Annotated in this window: 27 protein-coding genes; 5 read left to right on the top strand and 22 right to left on the bottom strand. The window is 49.2% G+C overall.

Annotated features, from left to right (window positions below; genetic code table 11):
* Positions 1-79 precede the first annotated feature (79 nt).
* From IEY46_RS30020 to IEY46_RS30010, 3 genes are read right to left on the bottom strand one after another with little or no spacing between them, the layout of a single operon-like run.
* The gene (locus tag IEY46_RS30020) at positions 80-697 is read right to left on the bottom strand and encodes an NUDIX hydrolase (protein ID WP_188998170.1); all 618 of its coding nucleotides are present in this window, start codon (positions 695-697) and stop codon (positions 80-82) included.
* Between the two features lie 13 nt (positions 698-710).
* A complete protein-coding gene (locus IEY46_RS30015) occupies positions 711-1,301 on the bottom strand; it encodes a copper amine oxidase N-terminal domain-containing protein (RefSeq protein WP_188998167.1) in 591 nt (196 codons plus the stop codon).
* Positions 1,302-1,328: 27 nt separating this feature from the next.
* Positions 1,329-1,877: a hypothetical protein gene (locus tag IEY46_RS30010; protein ID WP_188998165.1), complete on the bottom strand. Its 549-nt coding sequence runs from the start codon at positions 1,875-1,877 to the stop codon at positions 1,329-1,331.
* Between the two features lie 426 nt (positions 1,878-2,303).
* Between IEY46_RS30010 and IEY46_RS30005 the strand changes: the two genes are divergently transcribed.
* Positions 2,304-3,257 carry an acetylxylan esterase gene (locus IEY46_RS30005; RefSeq protein ID WP_188998164.1) on the top strand — a complete coding sequence of 318 codons (954 nt, stop codon included), beginning with the start codon at positions 2,304-2,306 and terminating at the stop codon, positions 3,255-3,257.
* Positions 3,258-3,450: 193 nt separating this feature from the next.
* Here the strand turns inward: IEY46_RS30005 and IEY46_RS30000 are convergent, their stop codons facing one another.
* The 3 genes from IEY46_RS30000 to IEY46_RS29990 all read right to left on the bottom strand — a co-directional run bounded on the left by IEY46_RS30000 (position 3,451) and on the right by IEY46_RS29990 (position 5,875).
* Positions 3,451-4,359 (bottom strand): phosphotransferase, encoded by a 909-nt coding sequence (locus IEY46_RS30000; protein ID WP_188998162.1) that lies wholly within the window; start codon positions 4,357-4,359, stop codon positions 3,451-3,453.
* Between the two features lie 99 nt (positions 4,360-4,458).
* Positions 4,459-4,938: a GNAT family N-acetyltransferase gene (locus tag IEY46_RS29995; RefSeq protein WP_188998160.1), complete on the bottom strand. Its 480-nt coding sequence runs from the start codon at positions 4,936-4,938 to the stop codon at positions 4,459-4,461.
* Between the two features lie 61 nt (positions 4,939-4,999).
* Positions 5,000-5,875: a M15 family metallopeptidase gene (locus IEY46_RS29990; protein WP_229750640.1), complete on the bottom strand. Its 876-nt coding sequence runs from the start codon at positions 5,873-5,875 to the stop codon at positions 5,000-5,002.
* Between the two features lie 229 nt (positions 5,876-6,104).
* Here IEY46_RS29990 and IEY46_RS29985 point away from each other — a divergent pair, with 229 nt between their 5' ends.
* A complete protein-coding gene (locus IEY46_RS29985; protein ID WP_188998158.1) occupies positions 6,105-7,022 on the top strand; it encodes a phosphotriesterase family protein in 918 nt (305 codons plus the stop codon).
* Between the two features lie 200 nt (positions 7,023-7,222).
* Here the strand turns inward: IEY46_RS29985 and IEY46_RS29980 are convergent, their stop codons facing one another.
* The 5 genes from IEY46_RS29980 to IEY46_RS29960 form a co-directional block, all read right to left on the bottom strand.
* Positions 7,223-7,903 carry a TIGR00266 family protein gene (locus tag IEY46_RS29980; protein ID WP_188998157.1) on the bottom strand — a complete coding sequence of 227 codons (681 nt, stop codon included), beginning with the start codon at positions 7,901-7,903 and terminating at the stop codon, positions 7,223-7,225.
* Between the two features lie 128 nt (positions 7,904-8,031).
* The gene (locus IEY46_RS29975; protein ID WP_188998154.1) at positions 8,032-8,511 is read right to left on the bottom strand and encodes an anthrone oxygenase family protein; all 480 of its coding nucleotides are present in this window, start codon (positions 8,509-8,511) and stop codon (positions 8,032-8,034) included.
* Positions 8,508-8,933, bottom strand: coding sequence for an SDR family oxidoreductase (locus IEY46_RS29970; protein WP_188998152.1), 426 nt, complete (start codon positions 8,931-8,933; stop codon positions 8,508-8,510). The genes IEY46_RS29975 and IEY46_RS29970 overlap by 4 nt, the downstream gene beginning before the upstream one ends.
* 169 nt (positions 8,934-9,102) lie before the next feature.
* Positions 9,103-9,531 (bottom strand): MarR family winged helix-turn-helix transcriptional regulator, encoded by a 429-nt coding sequence (locus tag IEY46_RS29965; RefSeq protein ID WP_188998149.1) that lies wholly within the window; start codon positions 9,529-9,531, stop codon positions 9,103-9,105.
* A 213-nt stretch (positions 9,532-9,744) separates the two neighbouring features.
* On the bottom strand, positions 9,745-10,122 hold the full coding sequence (locus IEY46_RS29960; RefSeq protein ID WP_188998146.1) for a winged helix-turn-helix transcriptional regulator: 378 nt from the start codon (positions 10,120-10,122) through the stop codon (positions 9,745-9,747).
* 169 nt (positions 10,123-10,291) lie between these two features.
* On the opposite strand from IEY46_RS29960, the gene IEY46_RS29955 reads away from it, so the two are divergent.
* A complete protein-coding gene (locus IEY46_RS29955; RefSeq protein ID WP_188998145.1) occupies positions 10,292-10,951 on the top strand; it encodes an FMN-dependent NADH-azoreductase in 660 nt (219 codons plus the stop codon).
* Positions 10,952-11,126: 175 nt separating this feature from the next.
* Here IEY46_RS29955 and IEY46_RS29950 read toward each other — a convergent pair whose 3' ends face one another.
* The 6 genes from IEY46_RS29950 to IEY46_RS29925 form a co-directional block, all read right to left on the bottom strand.
* Complete coding sequence (locus IEY46_RS29950) at positions 11,127-12,479, bottom strand: sulfatase family protein (protein ID WP_188998142.1); 1,353 nt, start codon at positions 12,477-12,479, stop codon at positions 11,127-11,129.
* 28 nt (positions 12,480-12,507) lie between these two features.
* Positions 12,508-13,374: a carbohydrate ABC transporter permease gene (locus IEY46_RS29945; RefSeq protein ID WP_229750639.1), complete on the bottom strand. Its 867-nt coding sequence runs from the start codon at positions 13,372-13,374 to the stop codon at positions 12,508-12,510.
* Positions 13,375-13,387: 13 nt separating this feature from the next.
* Entirely contained in the window at positions 13,388-14,272 is an 885-nt protein-coding gene (locus tag IEY46_RS29940; RefSeq protein WP_188998136.1) for a carbohydrate ABC transporter permease, read from the bottom strand.
* A 75-nt stretch (positions 14,273-14,347) separates the two neighbouring features.
* Positions 14,348-15,646 (bottom strand): ABC transporter substrate-binding protein, encoded by a 1,299-nt coding sequence (locus tag IEY46_RS29935; protein WP_188998133.1) that lies wholly within the window; start codon positions 15,644-15,646, stop codon positions 14,348-14,350.
* A 138-nt stretch (positions 15,647-15,784) separates the two neighbouring features.
* A complete protein-coding gene (locus tag IEY46_RS29930) occupies positions 15,785-17,329 on the bottom strand; it encodes a response regulator transcription factor (protein ID WP_188998130.1) in 1,545 nt (514 codons plus the stop codon).
* Between the two features lie 12 nt (positions 17,330-17,341).
* Positions 17,342-19,033 carry a cache domain-containing sensor histidine kinase gene (locus IEY46_RS29925; protein WP_188998127.1) on the bottom strand — a complete coding sequence of 564 codons (1,692 nt, stop codon included), beginning with the start codon at positions 19,031-19,033 and terminating at the stop codon, positions 17,342-17,344.
* Between the two features lie 838 nt (positions 19,034-19,871).
* Between IEY46_RS29925 and IEY46_RS29920 the strand changes: the two genes are divergently transcribed.
* Positions 19,872-20,261, top strand: coding sequence for a GNAT family N-acetyltransferase (locus IEY46_RS29920; protein ID WP_188998124.1), 390 nt, complete (start codon positions 19,872-19,874; stop codon positions 20,259-20,261).
* Positions 20,168-20,413, top strand: coding sequence for a GNAT family N-acetyltransferase (locus IEY46_RS37155; RefSeq protein WP_188998618.1), 246 nt, complete (start codon positions 20,168-20,170; stop codon positions 20,411-20,413). Before IEY46_RS29920 ends, IEY46_RS37155 begins: the two co-directional genes overlap by 94 nt.
* Positions 20,414-20,642: 229 nt before the next feature.
* Here IEY46_RS37155 and IEY46_RS29910 read toward each other — a convergent pair whose 3' ends face one another.
* The 5 genes from IEY46_RS29910 to IEY46_RS29890 form a co-directional block, all read right to left on the bottom strand.
* A complete protein-coding gene (locus IEY46_RS29910) occupies positions 20,643-21,998 on the bottom strand; it encodes a dipeptidase (protein ID WP_188998121.1) in 1,356 nt (451 codons plus the stop codon).
* Positions 21,999-22,071: 73 nt separating this feature from the next.
* The gene (locus tag IEY46_RS29905) at positions 22,072-22,575 is read right to left on the bottom strand and encodes a hypothetical protein (protein ID WP_188998118.1); all 504 of its coding nucleotides are present in this window, start codon (positions 22,573-22,575) and stop codon (positions 22,072-22,074) included.
* Positions 22,576-22,596: 21 nt separating this feature from the next.
* Entirely contained in the window at positions 22,597-24,081 is a 1,485-nt protein-coding gene (locus IEY46_RS29900) for a nicotinate phosphoribosyltransferase (RefSeq protein WP_188998115.1), read from the bottom strand.
* A 1-nt stretch (position 24,082) separates the two neighbouring features.
* Positions 24,083-24,892 (bottom strand): phosphoribosyltransferase family protein, encoded by an 810-nt coding sequence (locus tag IEY46_RS29895; protein ID WP_188998112.1) that lies wholly within the window; start codon positions 24,890-24,892, stop codon positions 24,083-24,085.
* A 33-nt stretch (positions 24,893-24,925) separates the two neighbouring features.
* Positions 24,926-25,690 carry an NUDIX hydrolase gene (locus IEY46_RS29890; RefSeq protein WP_188998109.1) on the bottom strand — a complete coding sequence of 255 codons (765 nt, stop codon included), beginning with the start codon at positions 25,688-25,690 and terminating at the stop codon, positions 24,926-24,928.
* Positions 25,691-25,692 lie beyond the last annotated feature (2 nt).

The following is a 25,692-nucleotide window of genomic DNA, read 5'->3' as shown; positions in this document are numbered from 1 at the left end:
TAGGTCCATTCTACTATAAAATGGGAAATCTGAATACGATTGCGGGTATTGTTTTTAATAGAAACGATGACGGCCAGCGTCAGTCGAACATGATTTCCCCGCTTGGCTCGCGGTACAGCTCAAACAGCTTGCGCAGCTGTTTCTCTGTATTGCGTTCAGTTGATAATTCCGGCAGCTCCTGTTCGCCGAAGAAACCAACATCCAGCGTCTCCATGCCAGCCAGCGCCTGGCCGCCTGTTATTTCGCACTGTATAAAAATCTTGTACACATGCCAGGGCGATGGCGGATGATCATGGAACTTTTTGTCAACCATTCCGAGCAGCCGCACGGCCCGTACCTCATAGCCGGACTCTTCCAGCGTTTCCTTCACCGCGACTTCCTTCGGCGACAAGCCAATATCCGCCCATCCGCCGGGCAAAGCCCAAGAATCATCGAGACGTTCTTTCACCAGCAGAATCCGGTCATTGCGAAAAACAACGGCGCGTATATCCACTTTGGGTGTCGCGTATCCCGATTCGCTGGCGAACAGTTCCCTGATCTTCCCGCTCTCAACGCCGGTATACTCATTAAGAATCTCAATGCTCAAGGCTCTTAATTGTTCAAACCGGTCCAGGTCATAGATATCCTTGGAATAAGCAAGCCCCGCTTGGCTGATCGCCTGAATCTGCTTGGCCCATTCCAGCCATTTGAGCTGCATCTTTAATCACTCCTTACTCTTCTTTATCCGTAAACGTTGCGGTTCTTGTTTTTCCATCCCAGACAGCTTCAACACCAAGTATTTCGGCAAGCTGTCTGACGGGTAAGAAGGTCACATTGTTCTTAATCACAGGTACAGCCTCCTTCAAATTCACCTTTTTGCCGTCAACCAGCATCTCCGATTGTCCGATATGCATAATGATACTCGTATTCTCTTTTTTCAGCGTAATTTTATCATCACTTTGTTCCCAAACGGCTTCAAACCCGAATCCATCCGCAAGTGCCCTTAATGGTATCATAGTCCGGCCTTTCTCGATATACGGCTCTGCTCCGGTTCCGGCTATGATTTGCAGATATTTCCCTTTCACAAGAACGATAACATGCGTTTTCTTCGCTTCTTCACAAGAGGGAAGATTCAGGCTGACTTTCTTGCCATCTACCACCATCCCCATTTCATTAGACTCCCCGTCCCGGCTTGTGTAACAGGATGGGACAGGTTCAATATCCGACCAAAAGAAATTCTCAGCCGCATACGTGAAATTTCCGTTCATTATGACAATAAATAAACTGAACACGGCAACAAATTTCCATTTCGTTTTTAACAAGCGTATCATCTCCAGCTTTTTAATATCTTACTTTGTTTTTTGCAGCTTCAAGCTATAAGACTTATTGATCGCATCCAGGTTTTTTTGCGGAAGTTCTTCTATATATCCCTGCGGTACAGCAAGTCCCTTTTCAATATGTTTTTTAATGCGATCGACGATCTCATAAGTGGTCAGTTTCCTCGGTGTAAAGCTTTCTTTCGGCTTCGTTGGTACTTGATTACCATCTTTATCGAATGATATAACGAATCCGTCCGGACTTGTAACAGTCACATTATACCCCTCAAGTTCCTTTGAACCAGCAGTTGGCATAGCCGAACCAGCAGCATATGCTGCAAGTCCTCCGCTTCCCAGCATTACGATTGTTGCAACAAGAGACAGCATTATCATGGACTTCTTTGTTTTCTTTACAGTCATAAGGTTTAATAGTCTCCTTTTCATATATTTCTTGGAGTTGCATAAACTGCTGGTGCACACCACGTTTCTCTGCATTACTGGACAAGAACCGGCTTCCACAAACCCATAACCATGGGCGTTGCCATCCATCTCCGTTTCAGATAATCTTCCTACATTTTTCATTGGGCGCGCACCCCTGAAATTTGATGCGACAACTTGTCGCAGGTAAAATATACGACAACTTGTCGCACTTGTCAATAAATTATATTAACGCTCGCCCTGACTTGGATATGGCACTGCGGCGCTGGTCATCCGGAGATCGTCCAAATACATTCTGAATGTCATCCATGGTTCAATATGAAGGCTCGTCAACCGGCGACCTCTCTACGAAGCGGAACAGCAATTCATATCCCTTATGGCTAAACAGCAGGTCATGATTCGTCTGCAAGCCGGATGGTGATGGAAGCAGAATAGGTTAATGGGCGGAAACTATATTTTAAAGCAATTAGCTCTGTAAACGCATTCCCTGACGCGTTTGTGTTGTATGATGAGGATAGGGTTTGAGTTTCTGGTAGATTGGAAATTGAACAGATTCAGGAGGAGTTAGCGATGGGGGTATTGCATAATCGGCTGGCCGAGCTTAACAGCTATATGCCGCCTTTGACGGCAAAGAAAGACTTTGATTCGTTTTGGGAAAACAATTTGCTTCACTTCAAGAATAAGCCTTTGCATGCAATGAAGACCAGACAGGATTCGGTTATGTGGAACACGGAGGTTTACCATGTCACCTATGAAGGCTTCGACCATACGCCGATCCATGGCTGGTATATGGTTCCTACCTTTGTCAAACAGGCGAGAATCCCGTGCATTGTCATCTATCATGGATACTCGGCTCAACGCGGGATACCCGAGGATTATGCAAAGTGGATTATGCTGGGATTCGCGGTCTTAACTGTGGATACGCGCGGACAAACGGGAGAAAGCGGAAATCGCTTGGCTCAGCAATCCGGCATAATCAAAGGCTGGGTTACGCAAGGAATTCTCGATAAGGATCAGGCTTACTATAAAGCGATGACCTTCGATTGTTTGAAGGCATTGGATTGGTTAGCCGAGCAGCCCGAAATTGACTTGGAGCGAATTTGCGTTTATGGCAGCAGTCAGGGGGGAGGCATCGTGCTGCAAATGGCTGCTTTAAGCCCTCTTCCATCACTCGCGATTGCTAACATCCCTAACATGTGCAACATGGAATTCGGTCTGTACAATTCCACCGGTTCCTTATCGGAAATTTCTGCATTCGTTAATACATATCCCGATACGTTGGATCAGGTTCTGGACACGCTAAGTTATTTTGACAATATGAATCTGGCATCGCGAATTAAAGCGCCAGTTCATTTCTCAGTGGGCTTAAAGGATACAATTTGCTGCCCGGAGACGATCTTTGCGGCCTATAATCGCGTTTCGTCGGAGAAAACCATACACGTTTATCCATTCATGGGGCATGAAGACGGCAGCAATTTGCATAAATCAAAGATTATGAATTTGCTCTCGCAATTCGCGAGGTAATTTTCACGTAAGTTGCTTTGTGGGATGGATATCAAACAAATCAAAATAGAAAAATGGTGGCGCAGCTAATTCCCCTACACCACCATTCTCCTCGGTCCGCATCATGGGTCAGATCAATCCTCTGGGAATAACGGCCGTTATTCGGATTGAGAGAATCCAGACTGTAATGAGACCAGGCTCCGAAACTCTTCAACTATCGATATGCGCCAGTTGCTCTATCGATCTGGCGCAGAAAATTTTCTGCACGTTCCAGTTGTCCCGTTGCAAATTCCAAATCCCCGTGACCTGCAAGGGCGAAATCCAAATTACCTAATGTAGACATGAGGATACGTGCGGTAATCGCAAATCCAAAAGCTTTTAGATTGGCTCCACTGGCGGGATGTTCCAATATGTATCTAAAGGTGGGCTCCTGAATGCCACCGAATAATGCAAGATTACCTACAAATGAAGCCAGATCCCAGTAAGCGGGCATCAGAGATACATCCTCAAAGTCCGTCCAGATCCAGCCTTCAGGACTCGGCAATAAGTTTCTCATATGGGCATCTCCATGACACGGTTCCAGCAATCTCGTTTCGTCCCGCATCTGTTCATCAACCTGTTGAAACACGTTTAACAGTGCTTTTATGCGTTGATCGGAGTGATTCCTTAATCTAACGGCCGATTGACATGCACGCTCCCAAACTCCCAACACGGGAAGCTCGTTAGGGAAGGCTTTCATTGCTATGGAGAGTCTATTGACGAGTTCAACAGTTTCGCCCGGTGAAGGAGATTCTATTTGTGTAGGAGGAACATAGTTCCACAACGTCATCCAGGTTCCATCAACATCGTGCGGTCCTGCGTCAACAAGGTCAGCAGGCCGCAGCACGGGGATGCCTTGCGATTGGAGGTGACGTGCTACTAGCAGTTCACGATTAAGTATCTTGTAGGCATGCTCCGAATTTCCTTCTGAAAGAACAGTCGCAAGCCGGGCAACAATTGGATGAGGATATAAATGAATGATCAGGTTCCCACCAACGTTAAGCACAATAGGTGTGATAGCAGTTAAACCAGCTTTCCCGGCAGATAATACGACTTGATTAATGAGTTTGTCATTTTGCGGCACCCCAACAACTCCTAACCTTATTTCTCCTAAAAGACCTTCAGAAAAGGTTCCGGAATTTGAATAAACGTCTTTCGGAATCCATGTTATTACACTTTCGAATTATAAGTCCCGCTCCATCTTAATCGCTATATACTTGACGGGTTCTGTCTTGCTTATGTTCAGACCAACAGGCTTGAAGCCATGTTTATCATAAAAAGCCAATCCTTTGGAGTTCGTGTTATGGCAGAAGAGCTGCATTTTTTTCAACCCGTAATTCACTTTGGCTTTCTCCATCATGGTGAACAATAAAAAGTCCGAAACTCCTTTACCCCGGTGACGGGGCGACACGATGACATTGCCTAGCCAGCAGGTGCCCTCCTGATCATCTTTATCATACAAATTGGCATACGCAAGTACGTCATCCGATTCATCGTCACGCACCACGGTTGGTTCGACTCGATTTTCCAATAGGGCCAGAATTTGCTCGGGGGTAAGCGGATAGACGAACTTGGGGCTTACATAGAACAATTCCTCTTTGGACTCCGGGAAAGTAATGATGGTTGCCAAGTCGTCATGGGACAGGGTTCGGTGATAAAGCATGATTGTTCCGCCTTTCTATTAAGAGTTTCACTTTTACTTTTCCACAGCGGTTTCGCGCATTCTATTCTACCGTAAAATCAAAATACTTCTTCGGGTAGGGCTCCTTCTTCAGTGTGTAATGCCACCATTCCTTGCTGTAAGGCTCAAAGCCCTGCCTGACCATAGCGTTCTTCAGCAGATTGCGGTTCTTGGTCTGTGCAGCGGTAATCTTCTTGCTGCCATGCGAGGAGATATCACCCAGAAAATCAAATCCGCTGCCCATATCCAGCTCTTCGCCTGTCTTCGCAGACACAATCGTCAGATCTACGGTGCTGCCCCTGGAATGACCAGATTTTTTGGCCAAATAACCTTTAAACAGATCCTGCTTGGCCACATCGGGATAGAAAATCTCCTTCATCGCGATGTCCTTGCTGTCCTTGGACCAGCGTACAAAATGATTCACAGCCTTTTGCGGACGGTAGGCATCGAAGATTTTGAGCCGATATCCTTTGGAGGCAAGGTCTTTGCTGACAGCCTTCAGCGCCTTCGCCCCTTCTGCTGACATAATGGCAAGCGGCGCGTTATAGCCGTCGATCCGCGTCCCGATAAAATTATAATCGCTATAATAACGGATATCGTATTCGGCAGAGGGAATCACTTCGTCCAGATAAACAAATCCTTTGGGCAAATTCTGTTTCTTAACTACGGCTTCGGGCTCCGGCTTACCCGTCTTCATCTTCACATCTGCTTGCTGCGCAGGCTTGGCAGAGACGGAAACCTGCGTCTGGCTGGACGACGCAACCTCCTCCTGTTCTTCTATTTGTATCACGGGCTGCGGCTGGGTTTCTTGCTGCCCAGGCTTGTGCGAATCCGTGGCACAGCCAGACAGCAGCAGGACCATGATAAGAAAAAGAGCCACGGCTTCCAGCCCCAAGTTATTTCCCGGAGATCTCTTCAATTTGTTATCCTCCCTTACCGTCCTTTAAGGCCAATCTGACAACGAGTAAATAAGGCCAAATACAAGCATCCATATATAAATCCATATCTCCCAGCGGAGTAATGCCCGGAATCTGCCCGGATACTGGATAAATTAATCATACTATATTACCGCTCCAATAATCGGTATAATTTTCTTTATACCAGGATCAAATTCATTATTAACTAGGTGAAAAAGGGGAGTGCTGTCGATGCTTCAAACGGTTACCCATTCCATCGATGAACAAGCGGCCGGCCGGATACTCGTGCATGAGCATATCATGGTCGGCTTTGTGGAGGACGGCAAGCTGTCGGCGGCTGACTATGACAATGAAGAGGTCGTCTCCGCCATCCTTCCTCTGCTGCTTGCGCTCAAAGCAAGCGGCTGCTCCACCTTTGTCGACTGCGCCCCCCTTTACCTGGGCCGTGATCCTTACATACTGAAGCAGCTGTCGGTGCAATCCGGACTGCATATCATCACCAATACCGGGTTATACAAATGTCCCTATTTGCCGGATTTCGCCTATGAAGCGAGCGAGAGGGAGCTCTCCGCGATGTGGATACGGGAAGCCCGGGACGGCATCGGGGACAGCGGCGTTTACCCCGGCTTTATCAAAATCGCCTTGAATGACGGCACCACTATCAATGACACGCAGCAAAAAATCCTGCGCGCGGCCATGCGTACATCACTGGAGACGGGCCTGCCCATTCAATGCCATACCATAGGCGGCGATATCGCCCTCCATGCCAACGAAATCATGAGGCGGGAGCATTTTGAGCGGAGCCGTTTCATCTGGGTCCATGCGCAGACAGGGACCGATCTGAATGTCCATCGGCAGCTTGCGGAAGCGGGCATGTGGATTTCCATTGATTCGATCCTGCCAGGCACATATGAGAAGCACGCCGGGATGCTTCGGCAGCTAATTGAACATGGCGCGGGAGAACGGATTTTGCTATCTCAGGATACCGGCTGGTACACTGTGGGAGAGGAACGGGGCGGAGTTCTGAATCCGTATCACCGCTTATTCACGGATTTTATCCCCTATGCGGTTGAGCAGGGATTGGATGCGCAGTGGCTGGAGCGATGCGTCACCCGTCATCCCTTTGAGGCCATGAGCAGGCGGGGCTAATAAGGCGGCAGGAATGGCTCCCCTATGCTTGCAGAATACCGGGGCATTTGGAGCCCACTGGAGAAAAGGTTTAGGGGCGGTAAAAAGCATAAAAAAGCGGCTGCCTGAGCGACCGCTTACTTTAGGAATGTTCAGCTTGCGGTATGGTTGATTGCCAACACGTGTCACCCCACCGCGCGCGGGGTAGCGGCGCGTTGTTTCTAACCGCTTGTCGGAATAAACCGTTTAATCCAGCTGCCGAAGCCCGCCGCATTGCGGCTTTGAATCAGCACGACACCTTCGCCGCGGAATCGGCATACAATGCCTTCGCCGCTGGTAACGCTGGATAGCCATCCCTTGGAGGCTTTCTCAATTTTGTAATCCATGTAATCCGGCCAGGCGACCAGATGTCCGTTATCGATGATCATCTCCTCGCCGGGAGCGAGGTTGACTGCGTGAATGGCCCCGAAAGAGGACAGAAAGACCGTCCCTCTGCCGCTGATTTCAATGATGAAGAATCCTTCGCCAGACAGGAAGCCGCGCGCCAGATTTTGCATTTTGGTATTGACTTCAATGCCTGATGTGCCGGCAAGAAATCCATCCTTCTGGACCAGCAGCTTGTAAGTACCGTCCAGTTCAATGGACTGAATGTCTCCCATGGAGGAAGGGGCAAGCAGCGCCTCCGCCCGCCCGCGGGTGGCAACCAGCTCCTGAAAGAAAAATTTCTCCCCGCTCAGCATCCGTCCGAGGCCCCTCATAATACCGCCGTCCACGGTTCCTTTCAAATCAATGGTCGGCGACATCGACACCATGGCGCCCGACTCCGCCTTCACGCTTTCGCCTTTCTCCATCTCTACCTGCAGGAGTGCGAATGCGCCTTCATACAATACTCTATGCTTCATAATGATAACCTCCGTGTTATTCGCAATGGCTGATCCGTTGCTGCTAGTCCTATTATAAATCAGATTAATCCCATTAATAGTACAGCAAGCTAAAAATCTTGTAAAATGACCACGCCATTGACGACTGATTATCGGAGCGCATAGATGAATAATGCCAATGCGACAAGGGATGCTGCGGTACGGATATGGTTCCATGTGGTCCATACAGTTAAATACCGTGTCCACAGATTGGCGCCTTCGGCACTGCCGGGCTCTACGAGCGCCAGCGCGTCATTCAGCGGCACATTGAACACAATCGTGACCAGGAAGCTGCCAATAAGATAAATCAGACTTCCGGCGAGCAGATAGCCCATGCCGGGTTGGTCCCACCTGAAGAAGGAAGTGATGATAAATCCGGCACATAAGGAGGCCGTTCCGAAGAAAACAAGAGAAAACAACGGATTGAGCACGGTAATGTTGATGGACTGCATGGCGGCGATACCCTGCTGCGACGGGAGGCGGCCAAGAGCGTTCATCACGAAGGAAGAAAAAGCGAAGAACAGTCCTGCGGCAAGCCCCGATCCCAGCGCCGCAGCAAAAATCAGACTAAACAGCAGGCGGCTGGTCATATGGAACCGCCCCAGACACCCGCTGCCGAAGCGGCACGCGCATAATCTGCGAAATCCCGCGGCTCCCGGCCCAGCGCACGCTGAATGCCATCAGTCAGGTGGGAGTTGAAGCCGTCCAAAACCTTGGTGAAAGGATCAGTCAGCAGCACCAGCCGCTTTACGCCATGGCTCACTGCCAGTTCGGCGAACGAGCCAATTGCGGTGGCCGCTCCCGGCACCGCCAAATCAGGGAAATAGGTGATATATACAGCCGAAACACCGCTCAGTGACGGAGCCCATGAAGCCTGTTTCTCCCAATTGAAGAAATTCTCTCCAGTGCGGGAACCGATTCTCACCGGCAGGCCTCGCGAAAGCAGTCGTTCGGCGACACGGCGTCCTGTTTTCCCCGTACCGCCAACAATCAAAATGGGTTTCGTGTTCATTGATCATCCCTCCTCATTTCATCCTTATATTTGTTTGTGCAAGCAAATATTAATACAAGAAGAACCGGCTTCCACTATCCGCGGCGGCGGCGCCAAGGCTGAGCGCCGACCGTGCTTTTTTACGTTGGCTGACCACCCCATGCACCATAACAGGTGGATAAACCAGGAATCAGTCTTTATGTTCTAGTTGATCACTGACCTGATAGAGATGGAGCGTTAGTTCGTCGCCTTCCTGTTGGCCCAGAATGGCGGAATAACGGTCGCGCAGGTTATTCCAGCACTGGTTAATCACATCATCCAACGCTTTGCCTTTATCCGTCGCATAAATAAACGACATCCGCCCTTCAACACGGTTATACAGCAGCCCTTTAACAGTAAGCTTCTCAATCAGACGGGTCACCGTGGAAGGCTGGAGGTGGAGGATATCGCCTAACTCCTTCTGTGAAATGCCTTCCTTCTCGTACACAGCCATCAGTAAAAACCCGGAAGTGGGAGACAAGCCGCTGACGGCAAATTCGTCTTCCGCCATTTTGGTAATCACTCTGCTGAGCCTGTTGGCCGTGAAGTATAGACATTCTTTCAAATAAGTGCCCAGCATCCGCCTGCCACCTCATTTCTCCAAATGAATTTATTCAATAATTGTTTGTACATACAACTATAATATATTCCCATTATGAAGTAAAGTCCCCCTTTCACAAAAAGAAACCCATTACCTACAGGGTAATGGGCAGCCGGCTTATATAGCATGTCCAGCTTATGCAAGAGTTCGCCCGTGAGGAGAAGCTCCAAGTCAGTTATTCGCAATGGCTGATCAGCTGTTGCTAGTCCTATTATCAATCCGTTTAATCCCTTTAATAGTCCCTTCTTGTTCTCTCCATTTTTGCCCCCAAGCACGCATTGCAATAAGTACAGTTTGAAAGTCCTTTCCTTTATCGGTTAAGGAGTATTCCACCGTTACAGGCACAGTGGGATATACTTTTCGATGAATGACTTTATTTTGTTCTAAGTGACGTAAGGAATCTGTTAGCGACTTTGTGCTAATGTCACCTACATTTCTTCTTAATTGATTAAACCGCTGCGCTCCATTATGCAGATGACCAAGTATCAGGAATGCCCACTTTCCACCAATTATTTCAAGAGATGCGCAAATAGAGGACAAACACAGTTCTTCTTCGGAATCTTTATACATGTACTCACCTCCACTTACATAAAGTTAGTAAGATTAATAATGGAAATCATATATAAATAAATTGCCTTCTTCAAAATTTTTTATCCTCTATTTACAATAGCAATGAGGTAGATTGTATGCTACCCAAAAATAGAATTCATTTCAAGGGCAGATAGAAGGAGGTTATTAAATGTCTACTGTATTACTGATCAAAGCCAATAATCGCTCTGCTGAACAAGCCGTTAGTGTACAACTATACGATTCTTTTTTAGAAAGCTATAAGGAAGCACATCCCGATGATACCATACTTGAACTGGATCTATTCAAACAACATCTCCCTTATTTGGATGCTAATTTAGCCGATGGTTTGACGAAAGTAAAACATGGGGTACAACTCACTGCTGAGGAACAGAAGGCAATTTCAATTGCAGATCAGTATTTAGACCAATTTTTGAACGCAGACAAAGTAGTGATTGCTTTTCCTCTATGGAATATGACGATACCCGCAGTCTTGCACACGTACCTTGATTATTTGAATCGGGCCGGTAAAACATTTCGATATACCCCGCCAGAAGATATAAAAGATAAAAATGATCCATTTGCATCGTCTACAGGGCTTTTGCCTGATAAGAAAATCGCAATACTTAATGCAAGGGGAGGCGTCTATTCCCAGGAACCAACCGCTATTTTAGAAATGGGTGTGAATTATGTAAAAAACACCTTTGGGTTTTATGGGGTCAAACACATAGAAACCGTTATTGTAGAAGGACATCACCAGTTTCCGGAACAAGCGGAAGAAATGATTAAAGAAGGAATAGAAAAAGCTAAAATAATAGCGAAAAATTTCTAATCACGATTACTTTTACACCCGGGTCTAGCGACGGGATACGGGACATTGTTGTCACATAACAGAAACCGGATCAAGGACTTGTCATCGTGTACTGACAAGAGCTTGATCCGGCAACTCAACAAGCCCGTCATTTACGCGGCTTGTTATGGGCTATGCTGTTGATTTTCTGCTGGGCTTAGTTCGCGGGAAGCAGGAACGAATCTCCTGTTCGTTCCACCCACTCCCTGAGCTTGCCGAGCAGTTCCTTTCTTTTATCCGCATATACACTATTGTGAGCCACATTCATCAATTCGTACGGATCTTCATTCAGATTGAACATGAGCCAGGAGATGCCCTCGAAGCATACATACTTCCATCCGTCATTCGTTATGATGCCTCTCCACGGCTTGTCCACACTGTGGCCATGCCCGGTCGGAATAACCGACTGCAAATAGGCGGAATCCGGTTCGACTGTACGCACATTTTCCGGAAGCCGATGGGACGAATAATCCGTGCCATCCATCCAGGCCGGCACCTCTAACCCGCATAGCCCAAGCGTCGTCGGGGCCACATCCACATGATTGAGCAGGGCGGCCGATGTCCCGGTCTTCCGGTCGTAGAATGGACGTTCACCGCCAATAATGAAAGGAACGCGGATGGCCTCCTCCAGCGGACTCGTCTTGTTGAACTGTCCATGACTGCCGTGCAGATCGCCATGATCACTGAAGAAAACGATATGGGTGTTGAAATCGAGATCGGCTTCGCGCAAACTATCCCGAATCCGCCCCAAATTCCAATCCAGGTTCTCGATCATCGCGTAATATCCGGCAAGATCCCTGCCTGCCTGGCTCCTGATATTTTCAATAGGCGGTACGTTAGGACGCAGCTCTATCTTCCCGGGGGTGTGCTTGCCTTGGAAAGCCTCCGGAGCCATATAAGGATTATGAGGTGGCTGCACCGACAGGACCGCGAAGAAAGGCTGGTCGCTTCCGGACTCTGCTTGCAAGCTGCGTTCATGTATATGCCCGATCAGCAGATTCGTCAGCTCATCGGTTTCAAATCCGGGGAGCCTGTAATGGAAGGATTCATCTCCTTCTCCGCCATGCACCCAACAATCCCAAGGGCTATTGTTATTCTCATAACCGACCCAATGCTTGAAGCCCCCTCTTCGTTCCGGGGGCACGATATGAAAAGCAGCCCTTCCGTTGCGTTCCTCGTAGCCGTCAAGATGCCACTTCCCGAAATACGCCGTGGAATAACCCTCCTCGTTAAAAACATCAGCTATGGTCGGCTGCCCCTCCGGAAGACGGTGCTCATGTCCGGGAACGCAGCGATGGGGATAACGCCCGGTGAGCAGTGACCCCCTGGTCGGACAGCAGAGCGGGAAGCCGGATAAAGCACGGTTAAAATAAACGCCGCTTGCCGCCAAATTGTCGATATTCGGCGTATGAACATTCGGATCCCCGCTGCACCCCAAAGCTTGCGCCCGATGCTGATCGCCAAAAACCCATATCACATTGGGCCGATCTGTTTTTTTCCTATCACCCATGGCCGTTTTCTCCTCCTTTATATTTGGTTTATCCTTTCACACCTGACGTCACGATGCCCTGGACATAATACTTTTGCAGCAGTAGGAACAGCAGCAAAACCGGTAAAGCAATCAATGTCGTTGCCGCCAAAATGTAATTCCACTGGACTGCGTATTCCGTCTTGAATATACTCAGCGCCAATTGCACCGTTCTCATGTTGTCGGCATTGCTGATAACCAATGGCCAGGTATATTGATTCCATGAACCGATGGACTTAAGCAGTGCCAATGTGGCAAACACCGGAAGACTTGCAGGCACATAGATTTTAAGCAGCGTCCGCAAACGGGAGCAGCCGTCAATTTTCGCCGCTTCATCCAGCGCCTTCGGGAATTGAAGAAAAAACTGCCGGAACAGGAACACACCAAAAGGATGTGCGATTTGGGGAATGATGAGACCCCAATAGGAGTTCAGGAAGCCAATTCCGCCATTCCCCCACAAATCGTTGCCTCCGACTAATGGAAACTCCTTGATCTTCAGAAATACCGGTACCAGAATAACCTGCTCCGGAATCATCAAGCCGATCAAAGAGAAGAAGAAAAGAAGATCCCGTCCTTTAAAATTCAGCCTGGCAAAGGCATAACCCGCCAAAGACATCGTCAGGAGGCCAAGGCTGACTGTAATCGCCGTAATGATGAATGAATTTGAAAAGTAACGCGCCCAATTGCCCTGCCTCATCGCCTCCCAGTAGTTGTCAAAAGAGAACGATTCCGGAAGGATTCGAAAAACAGGCGATTGGATTTCCGCCATCGTTTTGAAAGAGCTTAGAATCATCATAACAAAAGGCAGTGCTACGATCACTGATATGAGTGCGATTCCGACCAACAGTATGATCTTGCGATGCAGTACCCGTTTCAACAGCCCGCTCCTCCTAATCTTCTCCATACTTTTTACGGGAGCCTCCGAAACGGTAGTTCAAAATTGTAATGAACAGAACCCCGCACAGCAGAATAACCGATTGAGCGGAAGCATAACCCATCTTGAATTCCGTAAACGCCCGCAAATAGATTTGATGTACCATCGTCGTCGTCGAATTGACCGGGCCGCCCGAGGTCATGATATTGATTTGTTCAAATACGTTAAACGAATTGATGACGCCCGTTACGAACAGGAAGAATGTCGCCGGGGCAAGCAGCGGAACCGTTATACGAAGAAACTGCTGAAATACGTTCGCGCCGTCTACCTCCGCAGCCTCATAATAATCTCTTGAAATACCCTGCAGTCCCGCCAGGAAGATAATCATGTTGTAGCCGATGCCTTTCCAGATACCCATCAAAATTACGGAAGGCATGGCGGTTTTAGGGTCGATCAGCCACTGCAGCGCATCGATTCCCAGAGCCTCCAGGATCCGGTTGAACATACCGGTGCTCGGGTCGTATAACCACATCCATACCATGGATACCGATACCATGGAAACGATATGAGGCATAAATATGAGCGTTCGCGCCCAACTGGTATTAAGCAGCTTCGTATTTAACAAGACAGCGGTAAGCAAGCCGATTGCCATCGTGGGGATGAGCGTGAACAGCAGATAAACCAATGTATTCCTGATGGAACGCAAGAACACCTGGTCATGCCAAAGCTCGCTGAAATTGCGAAATCCGATAAACTTGAGTCCGGAAAACATATTGAAATCCGTCAAGCTGTAATAAATCACTTCAATGATCGGGATCAGCAGAAAATAGGCAAACAAGATATAAAACGGAAGGATGAATAAATAACCGGATCGGTCTGCAAAAATGTTTTTCTTCCACATGTTGATACCTCTCCCTCGCATGATTTACGAAAACGGATTCCTCCCGGGGGGCGCCCGTTTTCGTTATTCATCTCGTTACTGTCCGATTTCTTTTTTCAAATCGTTGACGGCATCCGTGAGGGCTTGTTCCACGGGCTTCACCCCGAACATTGCTTCTTCATACCCTTGGTTCGAATATTTCTCGAAAAGCGGCGACCAAGTGACATTCGGTCTTCCCGACCCAATCTGAACCGCTTCCACGATAGCACCATTCATCTCGGGGTTCATCTCGATGAAACGGTCCGCGAGCGATTTATTGACCACAGGCACCATCAAATCTTCCATCCTTTTTTCCGCCCGTTCCTTGCTCAAGATAAATTCAATCAATTGCCACGCTTCGTCTTTAAGCTTGCTGGTGTTTGAGATGGAGAATAGTCTGAGCCCGTTGAAGGTGGAAGGAACTTTGCCCGGCACATTGCTGGCTACCCCGATCTTGCCTTCCAGTTCCGGATTGCTCTTGATCATTTCTCCAATCGCATCCGGCGAAATATAGGTCATCGCCGACTTGCCCATACGAAACGGTCCTGTCTCCGATTTGCTTTGGTCGTACGGTATTGAAAATTTCGCCAGTTCCTTCAAATACTCCAACGCTTCAACAGCCGCAGGCTCGTTGAACACAGGGATCCCCTTGTCTTCATCGACGATGGCACTGTTATTCTGGTGGCCGAACATCTCCAGCCAGAACGAGCCGTTCTGCTTCGGAACATCGAATCCTCCCCTCACCACCTTGCCGTTCTCGACAATCGCAAGCTTTTCTGAATACGTTTTTAATTCTTCCCAGTTTTGCGGTGCGCGCTCCGGGTCCAGATTAGCTTCAGCAAAGTAGTCCTTCCGGTAGGCAAATACATTGGGTGCCGGAATATATCCCATCCCGTACGTTTTTCCTTTGTAACTTCCCAGCTTGTAAATATTGTCGATGATATCATCCTTGCCTGCCCAGCCGTTGATGTAATCATCCAGCGGAATAAATTGCTCCAGATTGGCACGGCTTGCAATATTAATGATGCCAACCTCAAACAGATCCGGGGCTGTCCCCCCCGCAAAAGCGGTATTCCATTTGGCTTCCACATCCGCATAAGGGATATAGTCGGTTTCAACCTTGATATCGGGATGAAGCTTCTCGAAAGCTTCGATATCGGAGGCAATGCTCCGCGTCAACGCTTCATTCGGTCCGGATCCTCTCATCCAGAACTTAAGCACCTTCTGCTTCTTCCCCCCCGAATCCGCTTCTTCGCCTTTGTTCATTTGATCGCCGTTCGTCGCACCTGAGCAAGCGCTCATCAAGAGCGACAACGCTACGACCATTGCCAGAATCCACCCCATACTTTTTTTCATCTTAACTCTCCTTATGTTATGAAATCGCTACCAATCACTATGTTAAAGGAGAAAGATGAAGCGATCCATACTGCCGGATTAGGCATTGTTTCGTTTAAAACAGCCCATCTCATTATCTTCTTGCAGCCAGCTTAGGTTTTATTTCGGAATTCTTAGGGATTCCACATATTGGGAGGGGGATACTCCAAAATGCGTTTTGAATGCAGTGCTGAAATGCGCCTCGCTGGCATAACCTACTTCAGCCGCTGCTTCGTTCACTTTGTATCCGAGCGTTGTCAGCAGTTTCTTCGCCTGCTCCATCCTGAGCCCGATCAAGAAGCGGGTGAGGGTCATCCCGGTGTCTTTCTTGAATAGCTGAGACAAATAATTCTCGTTCAAATGAACCTGTTCGGCCAAAATCGTCATGGTTATTTTCTCGGCATAATGCTCACGGATATAAGCGATAACCCGATTGGTCGGTGCGCTGTAGACAAAGGTATGGTTGTAGGCCAAAACCTGCATGGAGCGAATATGGTGCAGAACAGTATCGCGCAGCTCCTCCCAGAATGACAGTTTGTTCACCTCGAAGGCTGGCCGGGATTCATCTCCGCCGAACATCCTTGCTGTTTCCGGCAGCTGCGCGTCCATCCGCCCGAGCATTAATTTGAACGCATCCGCCGCGTCTGCCGGGTCGAACCGGCAGTGTTTCAGCTCGTCCAATTTTTGCAGCACCCGTTCAATCAGGTCCGGATCCAGCAGCTCCGCGGACTTTAACGGCCGCATAAATTCAATCAATGCCGCCGCGCTGTCCGCGCTCTCTGCAGTATTCGGACCGGCAGGATTCACGCTGTTCATGCCTGTATAAAATTTATGGCGGTAAGCCCGCTTTGCTTCCCAAAATTCAGTCTTCATCCTGGCAAAGGTCCCGAATGATTCACTGATTCCGAATGAAACCGACATTTGACAGCTTTCTTTGACCTCTTTGCTGAATGACAGGCATTTGTCGGTCAGATCGATGCAGGGCGGTGCCGGGTGTTCGGCGGAACAACCGGCCAACAGGACGATATGGTCCTGTTCGTCCGCAAAAAGAAAATGTTGTACGAACATCTCTTCCGCCCATTTCCCACACTTCTCAAACAGAATTTGCTGTACATGTTGCGGGATTTCCCCGTGTGCCGCAGCATCCAGTCCGCAATATATCCAGCGCATTGGCCCTTGCGTCATAGACGGCGGCAGCCATTCTGCCGGCTGGTTCAGTACGTCGCGAAGAAGCCACGGGCCATCCTGCCGTTTGGTCTCCGGCTTCCATGCTCCAGCGGCCGTCCGCTCTCCATGCTCGCTTGCAATCTTGCGCAGCACCGCGATGATGTCCTGATCATCCGTCTCGGCTTTAAGCAGATAATCCTTGACGCCGATTCTCAAGCCCCTGCGGACAAACTCAAATTCGTCATAATTGCTAAGGATAAGAAACGAGGTGTCCGCATTCAGCTTCATGACCTTCTCGATCAGCTCCAAACCGCTCATGACAGGCATCTTGATATCCGTAATAATGATGTCCGGGTTGGCGGACAGACAGAGCTCAAGCGCTTCCTTCCCGTTCGCGGCTAATCCCGCAATCTGAAATTCTGCGGCATATTGTCTGATGACATGCTCAAACCACTGACGAATCGGCTTCTCGTCATCGACGATAAGTATCTTCAACATGATGCATCGCTCCTATCTGTTCTCCTTGATGACCGGTATCCATAGAGTGACGCGTGTCCCCGTACCTATCCGGCTGTCTACCTTCAGTCCATATTTTTCACCGAAATGCAGTTTGATTCGCTGCTCGGCGCTGCGAATGCCTAGTCCGTTTCTGCCTTTGTCGGGATCCATACCCACACCGTCGTCTTCAATGGAAACCATGATCTGCCCCCCTTGCATCCGGGCCTCCACCCGGATCATACCATTGCCGTCTTTTGGCTCAATCCCATGGAAAATGGCATTCTCAAGCAGCGGCTGGATCAGCAGCTTTACTGTCATGCACGCCCTCACATCTTCCTCGATATCAAAGATGACATCAAATTTATCTCCATAGCGGACTTTCTGAATCAGAATATAGTCTTCAAGAAACTTCAATTCCTCGTCGAAGGCAATCCACTCCTGGCCTTGGCTGAGACTCTGCCGGAGCAGACGCACGAGCGATATAATCATCTTGTTGACCATCCCGGTATTGTTGATTTTCGCCATCCATCGGATCGAGTTTAAGGTATTGTACAGAAAATGAGGATTGATTTGCGACTGCAGCGCTTGTATTTCCGCTTTCCGCTTCAATTCGTTCTCGTTTTGCACTTCAACCAGCAGCTGTGCGATCCGCATGAGCATCGTATTGTACTTTTTCATCAGGATGCCGATTTCGTCCTTCCGGTCGACCGTAACCAGCATCTTGAAATCGCCGCTCTGAGCCTGCTGCATGGATCGGACCAATCTTTTGAGCGGAGAGGAAATGCGGTAAGAAAAATAATAAGTCAGCGCAAACAGAGCAATAAGAATGCCAAATGCCGAAAGAAAGATAAGCTCTCTCACATTGTTCATGTCCTTCAACAATATCGAAAGAGGTATTCTCTCCACCAAATACCAGTTCATTGACGGAACTTTGCGGAAGGTAACAAGAGACTTCGCACCCTCATCCTCCATCATAAAGCTGCCTTTTTCGTACGGCTGCAGCTTCCGGAAAAAAGAATCGTCGCCGAAGCTTTCCCCGATCATCGCCTGGTCGCGGTCAGAGAGGACACCGCCGTCGGCATTCATAATCATCAGATTAATACCGGTCAGATTTTTATAGGCGTCAAACAGCACACGCTCCTCAAAATCGAGAATCAATAAGCCCAGATCTTCCCCGGTATAAACATCCCGCAAATACCGCATGGCCGAAAAAACGTATTTCCCGTGATGAAGGTACGTATCGCTCCAATGCATTTTGTTAATGTCGGTGATCTCGCGGGTCATCTTCAGTTCCTGAGCAAAGTCATAGTCCCCCTGCTCGTCAGCGGAGCTCGAATAGGAAATTCCGTTAAAACCGATGAAAGCGGTTGTATATTTCAGATGCTTAAAATAGTTCCCTGTTTGATTGACCGCATCATTAACTTCCGCAAGTGATTTGTACTTTTCGTATTCAGATGAACGGTCATCATTGCGAAGCCAGTCACGTATTTTGGAATCCAGAAAATAAATATTCGATACCGACAGCATGTTCTGATTGATCGCCTCCAGCTTCTCGGAAACCTGCTGTAAAATAAGCTGCTTCGATTCCCTCACCTGGCGTACGATGCTTCGCTCTGCCACCTGGTAGGCGATAGAAGTGAGAAGCACGATTCCGATCAGAAACAAAGGCGCGATCGTCATAAACAGCTTGTTTTGAATTTTCATATTGTTAAAGAATCGTGTTAAAAAAATGGATGACCGCCCCCATGCCCATCATGATCTGATCTTCTTTATATCCGGCTGCGCACGGCCAATAACGCGGAATGAACCCGCGTTCGGTTTTGTGCCCTCTTATCGTACCACATACGTCAATCAACAAATTTTAAACGTTATTATATGGGATTGCGTCCAAATTAAAGATATTTTCAGGGCATCGACAGCTGATTCTCGAAACCATTAGAATAGAATGGGCAGGCGCTTTCGGGTCGTAGAAGGAGAATCTGCAATGCGGGGAAGCGGGAGATCTCTTAGAATGATTTGTACAATGGGGGCTGCAAACGACGAATAACCGAAGCTCTTACGCTCTCGCGGGTGGAACATTCTTCCGATCGTTTCTTGCTCCCAGATTTCTTTTTATCAAATAAGGTCTTTAGCTGTAGAAATCCCAGGGCAAAGGCGAACACCTCCGTTTCTCCAGAACGTTTCCTCCCGCTGACGCGTGAATCATGTAGACCTTTTTTCAGACCTGATAATTGATTGGATTTCGCAGGCTTAGCAAGCTAACGCTCTCGCGGGTGGAACATTCTTCCGATCGCTTCTTGCTCCCAGATTTCTTTTGATCATATAAGGTCTTTAGTGGTAGAAATCCCAGGGCAAAGGCGAACACTTCCGTTTCTCCAGAACGTTTCCTCCCGCTGACGCGTGAATCATTGTTTCACTATTCCAGGAAGCATTCTGCTCCAATGGACGAAATTGTTTGAATATCAACGAATATAACCCCGCTTGTACATTCAAATCAGGTGTTATTGCATCACTGAAAATATGTGGAGAGAGGTGTTGCTTCATGAGCGGCTTAAACAAAGTTTATATCAAAACAGAAAGATTGATTGTCAGAACATTTGACGAAAGTGATTTTGAACAGTTTAAAAAACTTTTGGATATGCCTGAGTATGGAGGATGGCAAATGCAGAAGCCAAGGGCAAAAGAATTTTTTAACTGGCAGCTTTCAAATTATGAAATGATGGATATTGTAACCGGAGCAATATGCCTAGGAATCTTTGAAAAGGCAACAGGTGATATTGTGGGGCAGGTTGCTGCACAAGAACATGATGACCTCATGAACCTGAGTTTGGTTATGGAATACTTCCCTTCGCAAGAGGGCATGGTTATGCCAAGGAGGCTGCAAAAGCAGCTCTTGAATGGATCGAGAAGTATTTTGATATTCCTTATTTAATAGGAACGGTTGAGGTTGATAACATTCCATCTCAGAAGGTTTTGGAATATTGTGGATTCCAGCTTATTGATGTACGTAATTTGCTTGTTCATATTATGAATGAGCAACTTGATTTTAAATATTATAGATATCGCTTGGACAAGTCTCTTTAACGGATACAATGTGGGCAGTCATCCTTCCAATATGTCGCCTCGATAAGCAACTTTTCACGGAGAACGAAAGCGGAAGGGGCATTTGAATCTGGAGAAGCGGAGCGTTCGCCTTTGCAGCCGGATGATAACCCCTTTCAGGGTTTATCTAATTAGAAATCATCTGGCTGCAACAGCGATCGGAAGATCAAATGACGCCTTCAGCGGCTCCTTTGTCGCCGCATCGAAGCAATCAGATCGAATTCAGAAATTCCACGATCGTCAGCAGCCCTTTGTCGAAATTCTCCAAATGGAAATGCTCATTGGGAGCGTGGAGATTCTCATCCGGAAGCCCGAAGCCCATCAGGACGACCGGCACGGACAATACACGGGACAATGCCTCGACAATGGGAATCGAACCGCCATCCTTGGTGAAGACGGGACGGGTGCCGTATACCCGCTCGTAGGCGTCGGCCGCCTTCTGCAGCAGGGGAGTGGACGGGTCGATCGTAAACGGATTGCCTTTCTCCCGCTGGGTAACCGTCACCCTCGCGCCTGGCGGCGTATGGCTGCGGATATGACGTTCGATTTTGTCCAGAATATCCTGGGGATTCTGCTGCCCGACGAGCCGGCAGGTGATTTTGGCGTGGGCCTGGCAGGGGATAACCGTCTTGGTGCCTTCCCCCTGGAAACCGCCGTACATGCCGTTGATTTCCAGCGTCGGCCGTGCGCCGGTCCGTTCAACATAGGAATAACCTTCCTCGCCATAAAGCGCATCGAGATCAAGCGTGAGCTTCTGCTGCTCCTCGTCGAAGCTTTTACGCGCAAGCTCCGCTCTCATTTCTGGCGTGAGATCCGGCACATCGTCATAGAACCCTTCCACCGCAATGCGCCCTTTCTCATCATGGAGCGACGCCAGCAGGGAAACCAGCGCATGCAGCGCGTTGGGAACGCCTCCCCCGAAGGTTCCGGAGTGCAGATCCGACTTGGCTGTGCGCACGGATACGTCAAGCGAGCATAGTCCGCGAAGCCCGGTGCTGATCGCGGGTTTGCCCGGAGCAAGCAGCTCCGTATCGGAAATCACGACAACATCGGCAGCCAGCTTGTCCTTGTATGTATCGATGAAGGGATGGAGATTCGTGCTGGACACTTCCTCCTCGCCTTCAATGCACAGCTTGATGTTGACCGGAAGCGGCGTTCCCTGCTGAATCAAGGCCTCAACGGCCTTAAGATGCAGGAAGAGCTGGCCTTTATCATCCGTCGCTCCCCTTGCATACAGCTTGTTGTCCCGGATCTGCGGTTCGAACGGCGGCGTTTCCCACAGATGAAGGGGGTCCACCGGCTGTACGTCATAATGGCCATAGACCAGAACGGTCGGCCTTCCCGGCGCATGCAGATGGTCGGCATAGACGATGGGATGTCCTTGCGTCTGGTGAACCTCAACGTTCTCCAAGCCTGCTTTCTTCAGCGTTTCCGCCAGCCAGTTTGCCGCCCTGTTCACATCTTCCTTATGCTCGGACAATGCCGAAATGCTGGGAATGGAGATCCATTCCTTGAGCTGGTTCAGATGTTCTTCTCTTCGCTGCTCGAAATACGCTTTGTAATCCATGGGAAGCCTCCTTGTTTTCTTTTCCACATTATAACCCTACCGGAGCAAAAATAAAAAAATGCAGGGCTTGGCACTAGGCCGAGCCGCCTGCACTTGCCGACTGTCTTCTGCGGATTGCCTGAACGCCCATCACGACTGCCGCCAGCTCGTAATCATTAAGGTCGTCCGAATGGTTCTCCAGGCAATAGGCGCCGGAATGAAGCCATCCGCTTGTTCGCTCGAAGCTGGCTACCTGCTCCTGTGTATCGATGCGCTGAATGCTGTATTCCTTGGAAAATGCCGGTGACGTGATCTCGTAAGTCCCCCGTCCCTCCGCCTCATACTCAAAGCGCTTGGACAGGAAGCTCATCCTGACCCGAAGCACCCCGACCAGGCTGTCATGGCCCTGCGTAACCTCCCACTTGTTGGAGAAGAAGCGGAATTTGCCGCCATACATCCGCCTTCCGCCCGCATCATAGATATCCAGAGAAGAGCCGAAAGCGCTCTTCAAATCCAGCTCTCCCAGCTTCTCTCCCTTCTCATTCATCATTTCGGTTATTCCCGTACTAAAGAAGTTGTCGCGAACATATATAGCCATTCGAATCGCCTCTCTTTCCTCCTACAGATGCGCCAGCAGATTGGCGCGGATATCCGCAATGCTCTGATCCACAAGCAGCTTCCCATCCTCGAAAACAACCGCCAGCTCATCATCCGCCTGCTTCGCCGTATACTCGGCCATGCTCAGATTATCGGTATAGGTCAGCACGCCGTCCTTCTCTTCCACAAGCACAAGCCCCGTCTGCGATTTCTTGACTCCGCTGTCGGTCTTGGGGTCCTTGTAGATCTTCCGCTCTTCGCCGTTTACGATCGTGAAGGTCGATTTCAGCGCAAAACCGAAGGTGTCACGGGTATTATATTGGTACGTATAGGATCCGATGCCAAATACCATATTCGTCGAAGCAAAACCCTTGGCCGCCAGCTTCTCGCAAATTTCCCGGCAGCGCGCGATTGTAATGGCATCGCCATAAATGGCTCCAATATGGCTGTCGAGCTGCTTGAAGCCTTTCTCTGTCGTCGTCCCGCCGAAAATGTCCCAGAGGATTTCGATCACGCCCTTGCGCTCGAACTCATGCGTGGAATCCGGGTCGCCGCAGATGATCTTCACCGGGTCCCCGCTGTCCGGACGGATCACTACACGGCCGTCCCGGCTGAGAATATCCTCCTTCAGTCCGCGGATGACCACATCCAGCACGCTCCATAAATCCCAGGTGTCCGACACAATGGATACAAACCCGCTCGGGTACACCTCTTTGATCAGGTAACGGTAGGAAGCCATCTCGTCCGTGCCATGCGCGCACATGACGCTGTGCTCGGTCGCCGGAATCGAGGTGCCGACCAGCTCCTTCTCCAGATTGGCACGGTAATAATCCTCCAGGAACAGAATCGACGGGATCGTGTCCGTGCCTGTGAACGAAATCAGATGCCCCGCGCCGCTGCCTTTGGCAGCTTCCAGCGAGCCCATGCCGCGCATCGAGAAATCATGTCCCTGGAAAGGGACGCCGGATGTATCCCCATTCGTTTCCTTCGCGAAATGCTCCAGTATTTTACGGTATTCAAAAGCAAGCGTCGCGCTGGTTGTCGGCATCCACAGCTGGCAGGACATCAGCGTTTCCAAATAATTCGTCAGCCAGAAGAACGTCGGCTTCGTATTCTCGATCGTCAGCATCGGCACCTTGACCGGTACCAGCGTCCCTTCCTTAATGGCTTTAATCTTGATGGGCAAATAGCCCAAATCATGCAATTCTTCAATATGCGAGGCATCGGGGTCCTGCGTGCCCAGCGCGAAATGGAGCACCCGTTTATATTCCTGGACCACTTCTTCTTTGCTTCTGCCAAAAAAATGCTCATCGAAATAGTGGATCAGATATTCCTTGATAAAAGCTTGAAAGCCAAAGGCCACAACCCGGTCAATCGTCTCCAGACGGCTGGTGCGTGCGGTCCAGGTGGAATAGACCAGCTCCGTCCCTTTGGGATATTGGTTTTTGTGGCTGACTTTATAGAAATCGCAAAGCAGCGTAGCAGGATAAATGAATGGCTGTGTCATATTAAAAACCTCCGATTTCATATCGTGTAATTTTGTCATGGCCGGTCTGATCAAGGATCGTATCGGTGGTGAATACCCGGTCGATCAGATCGGTCGTGAGGATCTTACCCTGATGAATGGAATTCTCGCAGTGGCCGACAAGCAGATAAACAGCGGACGCGCCAATCTCTCTCAGCTTCTCCGCGCTTCTGATGAACGTTCCGCCGTAGGAGCACAAATCGTCTACAATAATGGCCTTGAACGGCTTCTCAGGGATCTTACCAACGATATCCAGACTTTGAATCTGTCCCGTCTGAAAATCCCTGGACTTGAAGCCAACCAGCTGCTTATAGCCTTTCACCTTGCTGTAGCGCTTCTGGGCGCCCGCATCCGGGAAGAACAGATAATCCTGCTCCCGGTCGAAGCCAACCTCCTTCGTTACCCGCTCCAGCAGTTCAATGGTCGGATAGGTGGCGGTACTCCGGTTAAGCAGCGCCAAGGTCACATCCGAATGCGGCTCGATGACCGTAACGTCATGAAATTGCAGCGAGTTGATCAGATTGGCGGCAACTTTCAGGGTGAATACAGACAGCCCCTCCACCCGGTCCATGCGGCTGTAAGGCATGTAATAGATGAGGAGCGAAGCGGGCTTGCTGCGCTCATCCAGCACATTTTTCACAAACATCAGCTTGATAAGATCGCTGTCATTCTCATATTTGAAAGAGATGGTGTTGAAGTCCTTCATATTGCTGCCAATAGCCTCTCCATTCACAAGTGTCTCACCGTTGGGAAAGGTCTGGAATTCCAGTTCCACGCCGTTTAACAGAATCATCTTGATCACGCCCTTTGCTTCATAGTGTTCAAACTAACCATATATCGACAGCCGCGGCGCAAGCTCCCTGAACCGGTACAGTTGAGCAGCCCGCTGGGAATACAGATTCGACTGTTTGGGCCGGCCATCCTCGTCTGTGACTTCTTCAATGATGCCTTGACGGCTCTGGGTCGAGGTAATCTTGCGGGTAAAGTTCTGCTCGGCGAATTCCGGCACTACGGTCTGAATGACCTGGTAAAGCTCACTGATCGTAAACTCCTCCGGCAGGAACTCTCTGGCTATCGTTGTGGTCAGCATTTTGTCGCGGATGATACGCAGCGCGTCCTCCAGAATGACGCGGTGGTCGAAAGCCAGGTTCATCTTCAAGGCTTCCTCGACCGGAAACAATTGCACATCGGCGGCATCAACCGATGCTCTCCGCTTGAGCAGCAGCTGCTCATTCACAAGCGCCAGGAAAGCGTGGGAGATGATCCAGCCGCGGGGATCGCGTCCCGGCTCGCTGTATACGTTGAAATATTCAATATGCACATCATCCACGCCGGTTTCTTCCTTCAGCTCGCGCCGGGCACAATCATATACGGTTTCCGTATCGAGCGTAAAACCTCCCGGAAGTGCCCAAGCCCCTTCGAACGGCCACACTTTGCGCTCAATCAGCAGCACCTGCAAATCCCGCTTTGGCAAAGATTTCTTGAGACTGCTTCGTTCCGTGGTTACAATGGTGAATATAACAATATCTGTAGGTGCCCCATCCGGTGTCCGGTAGTTACCCACTTCGTAGTTAAATTCATTTTCTTTCATAA

The organism is Paenibacillus nasutitermitis (assembly GCF_014641075.1).
In the GTDB taxonomy this organism is placed as follows: Bacteria; Bacillota; Bacilli; order Paenibacillales; family Paenibacillaceae; genus Paenibacillus_Z; species Paenibacillus_Z nasutitermitis.
This window is presented reverse-complemented; position numbering and strand designations above follow the sequence as displayed.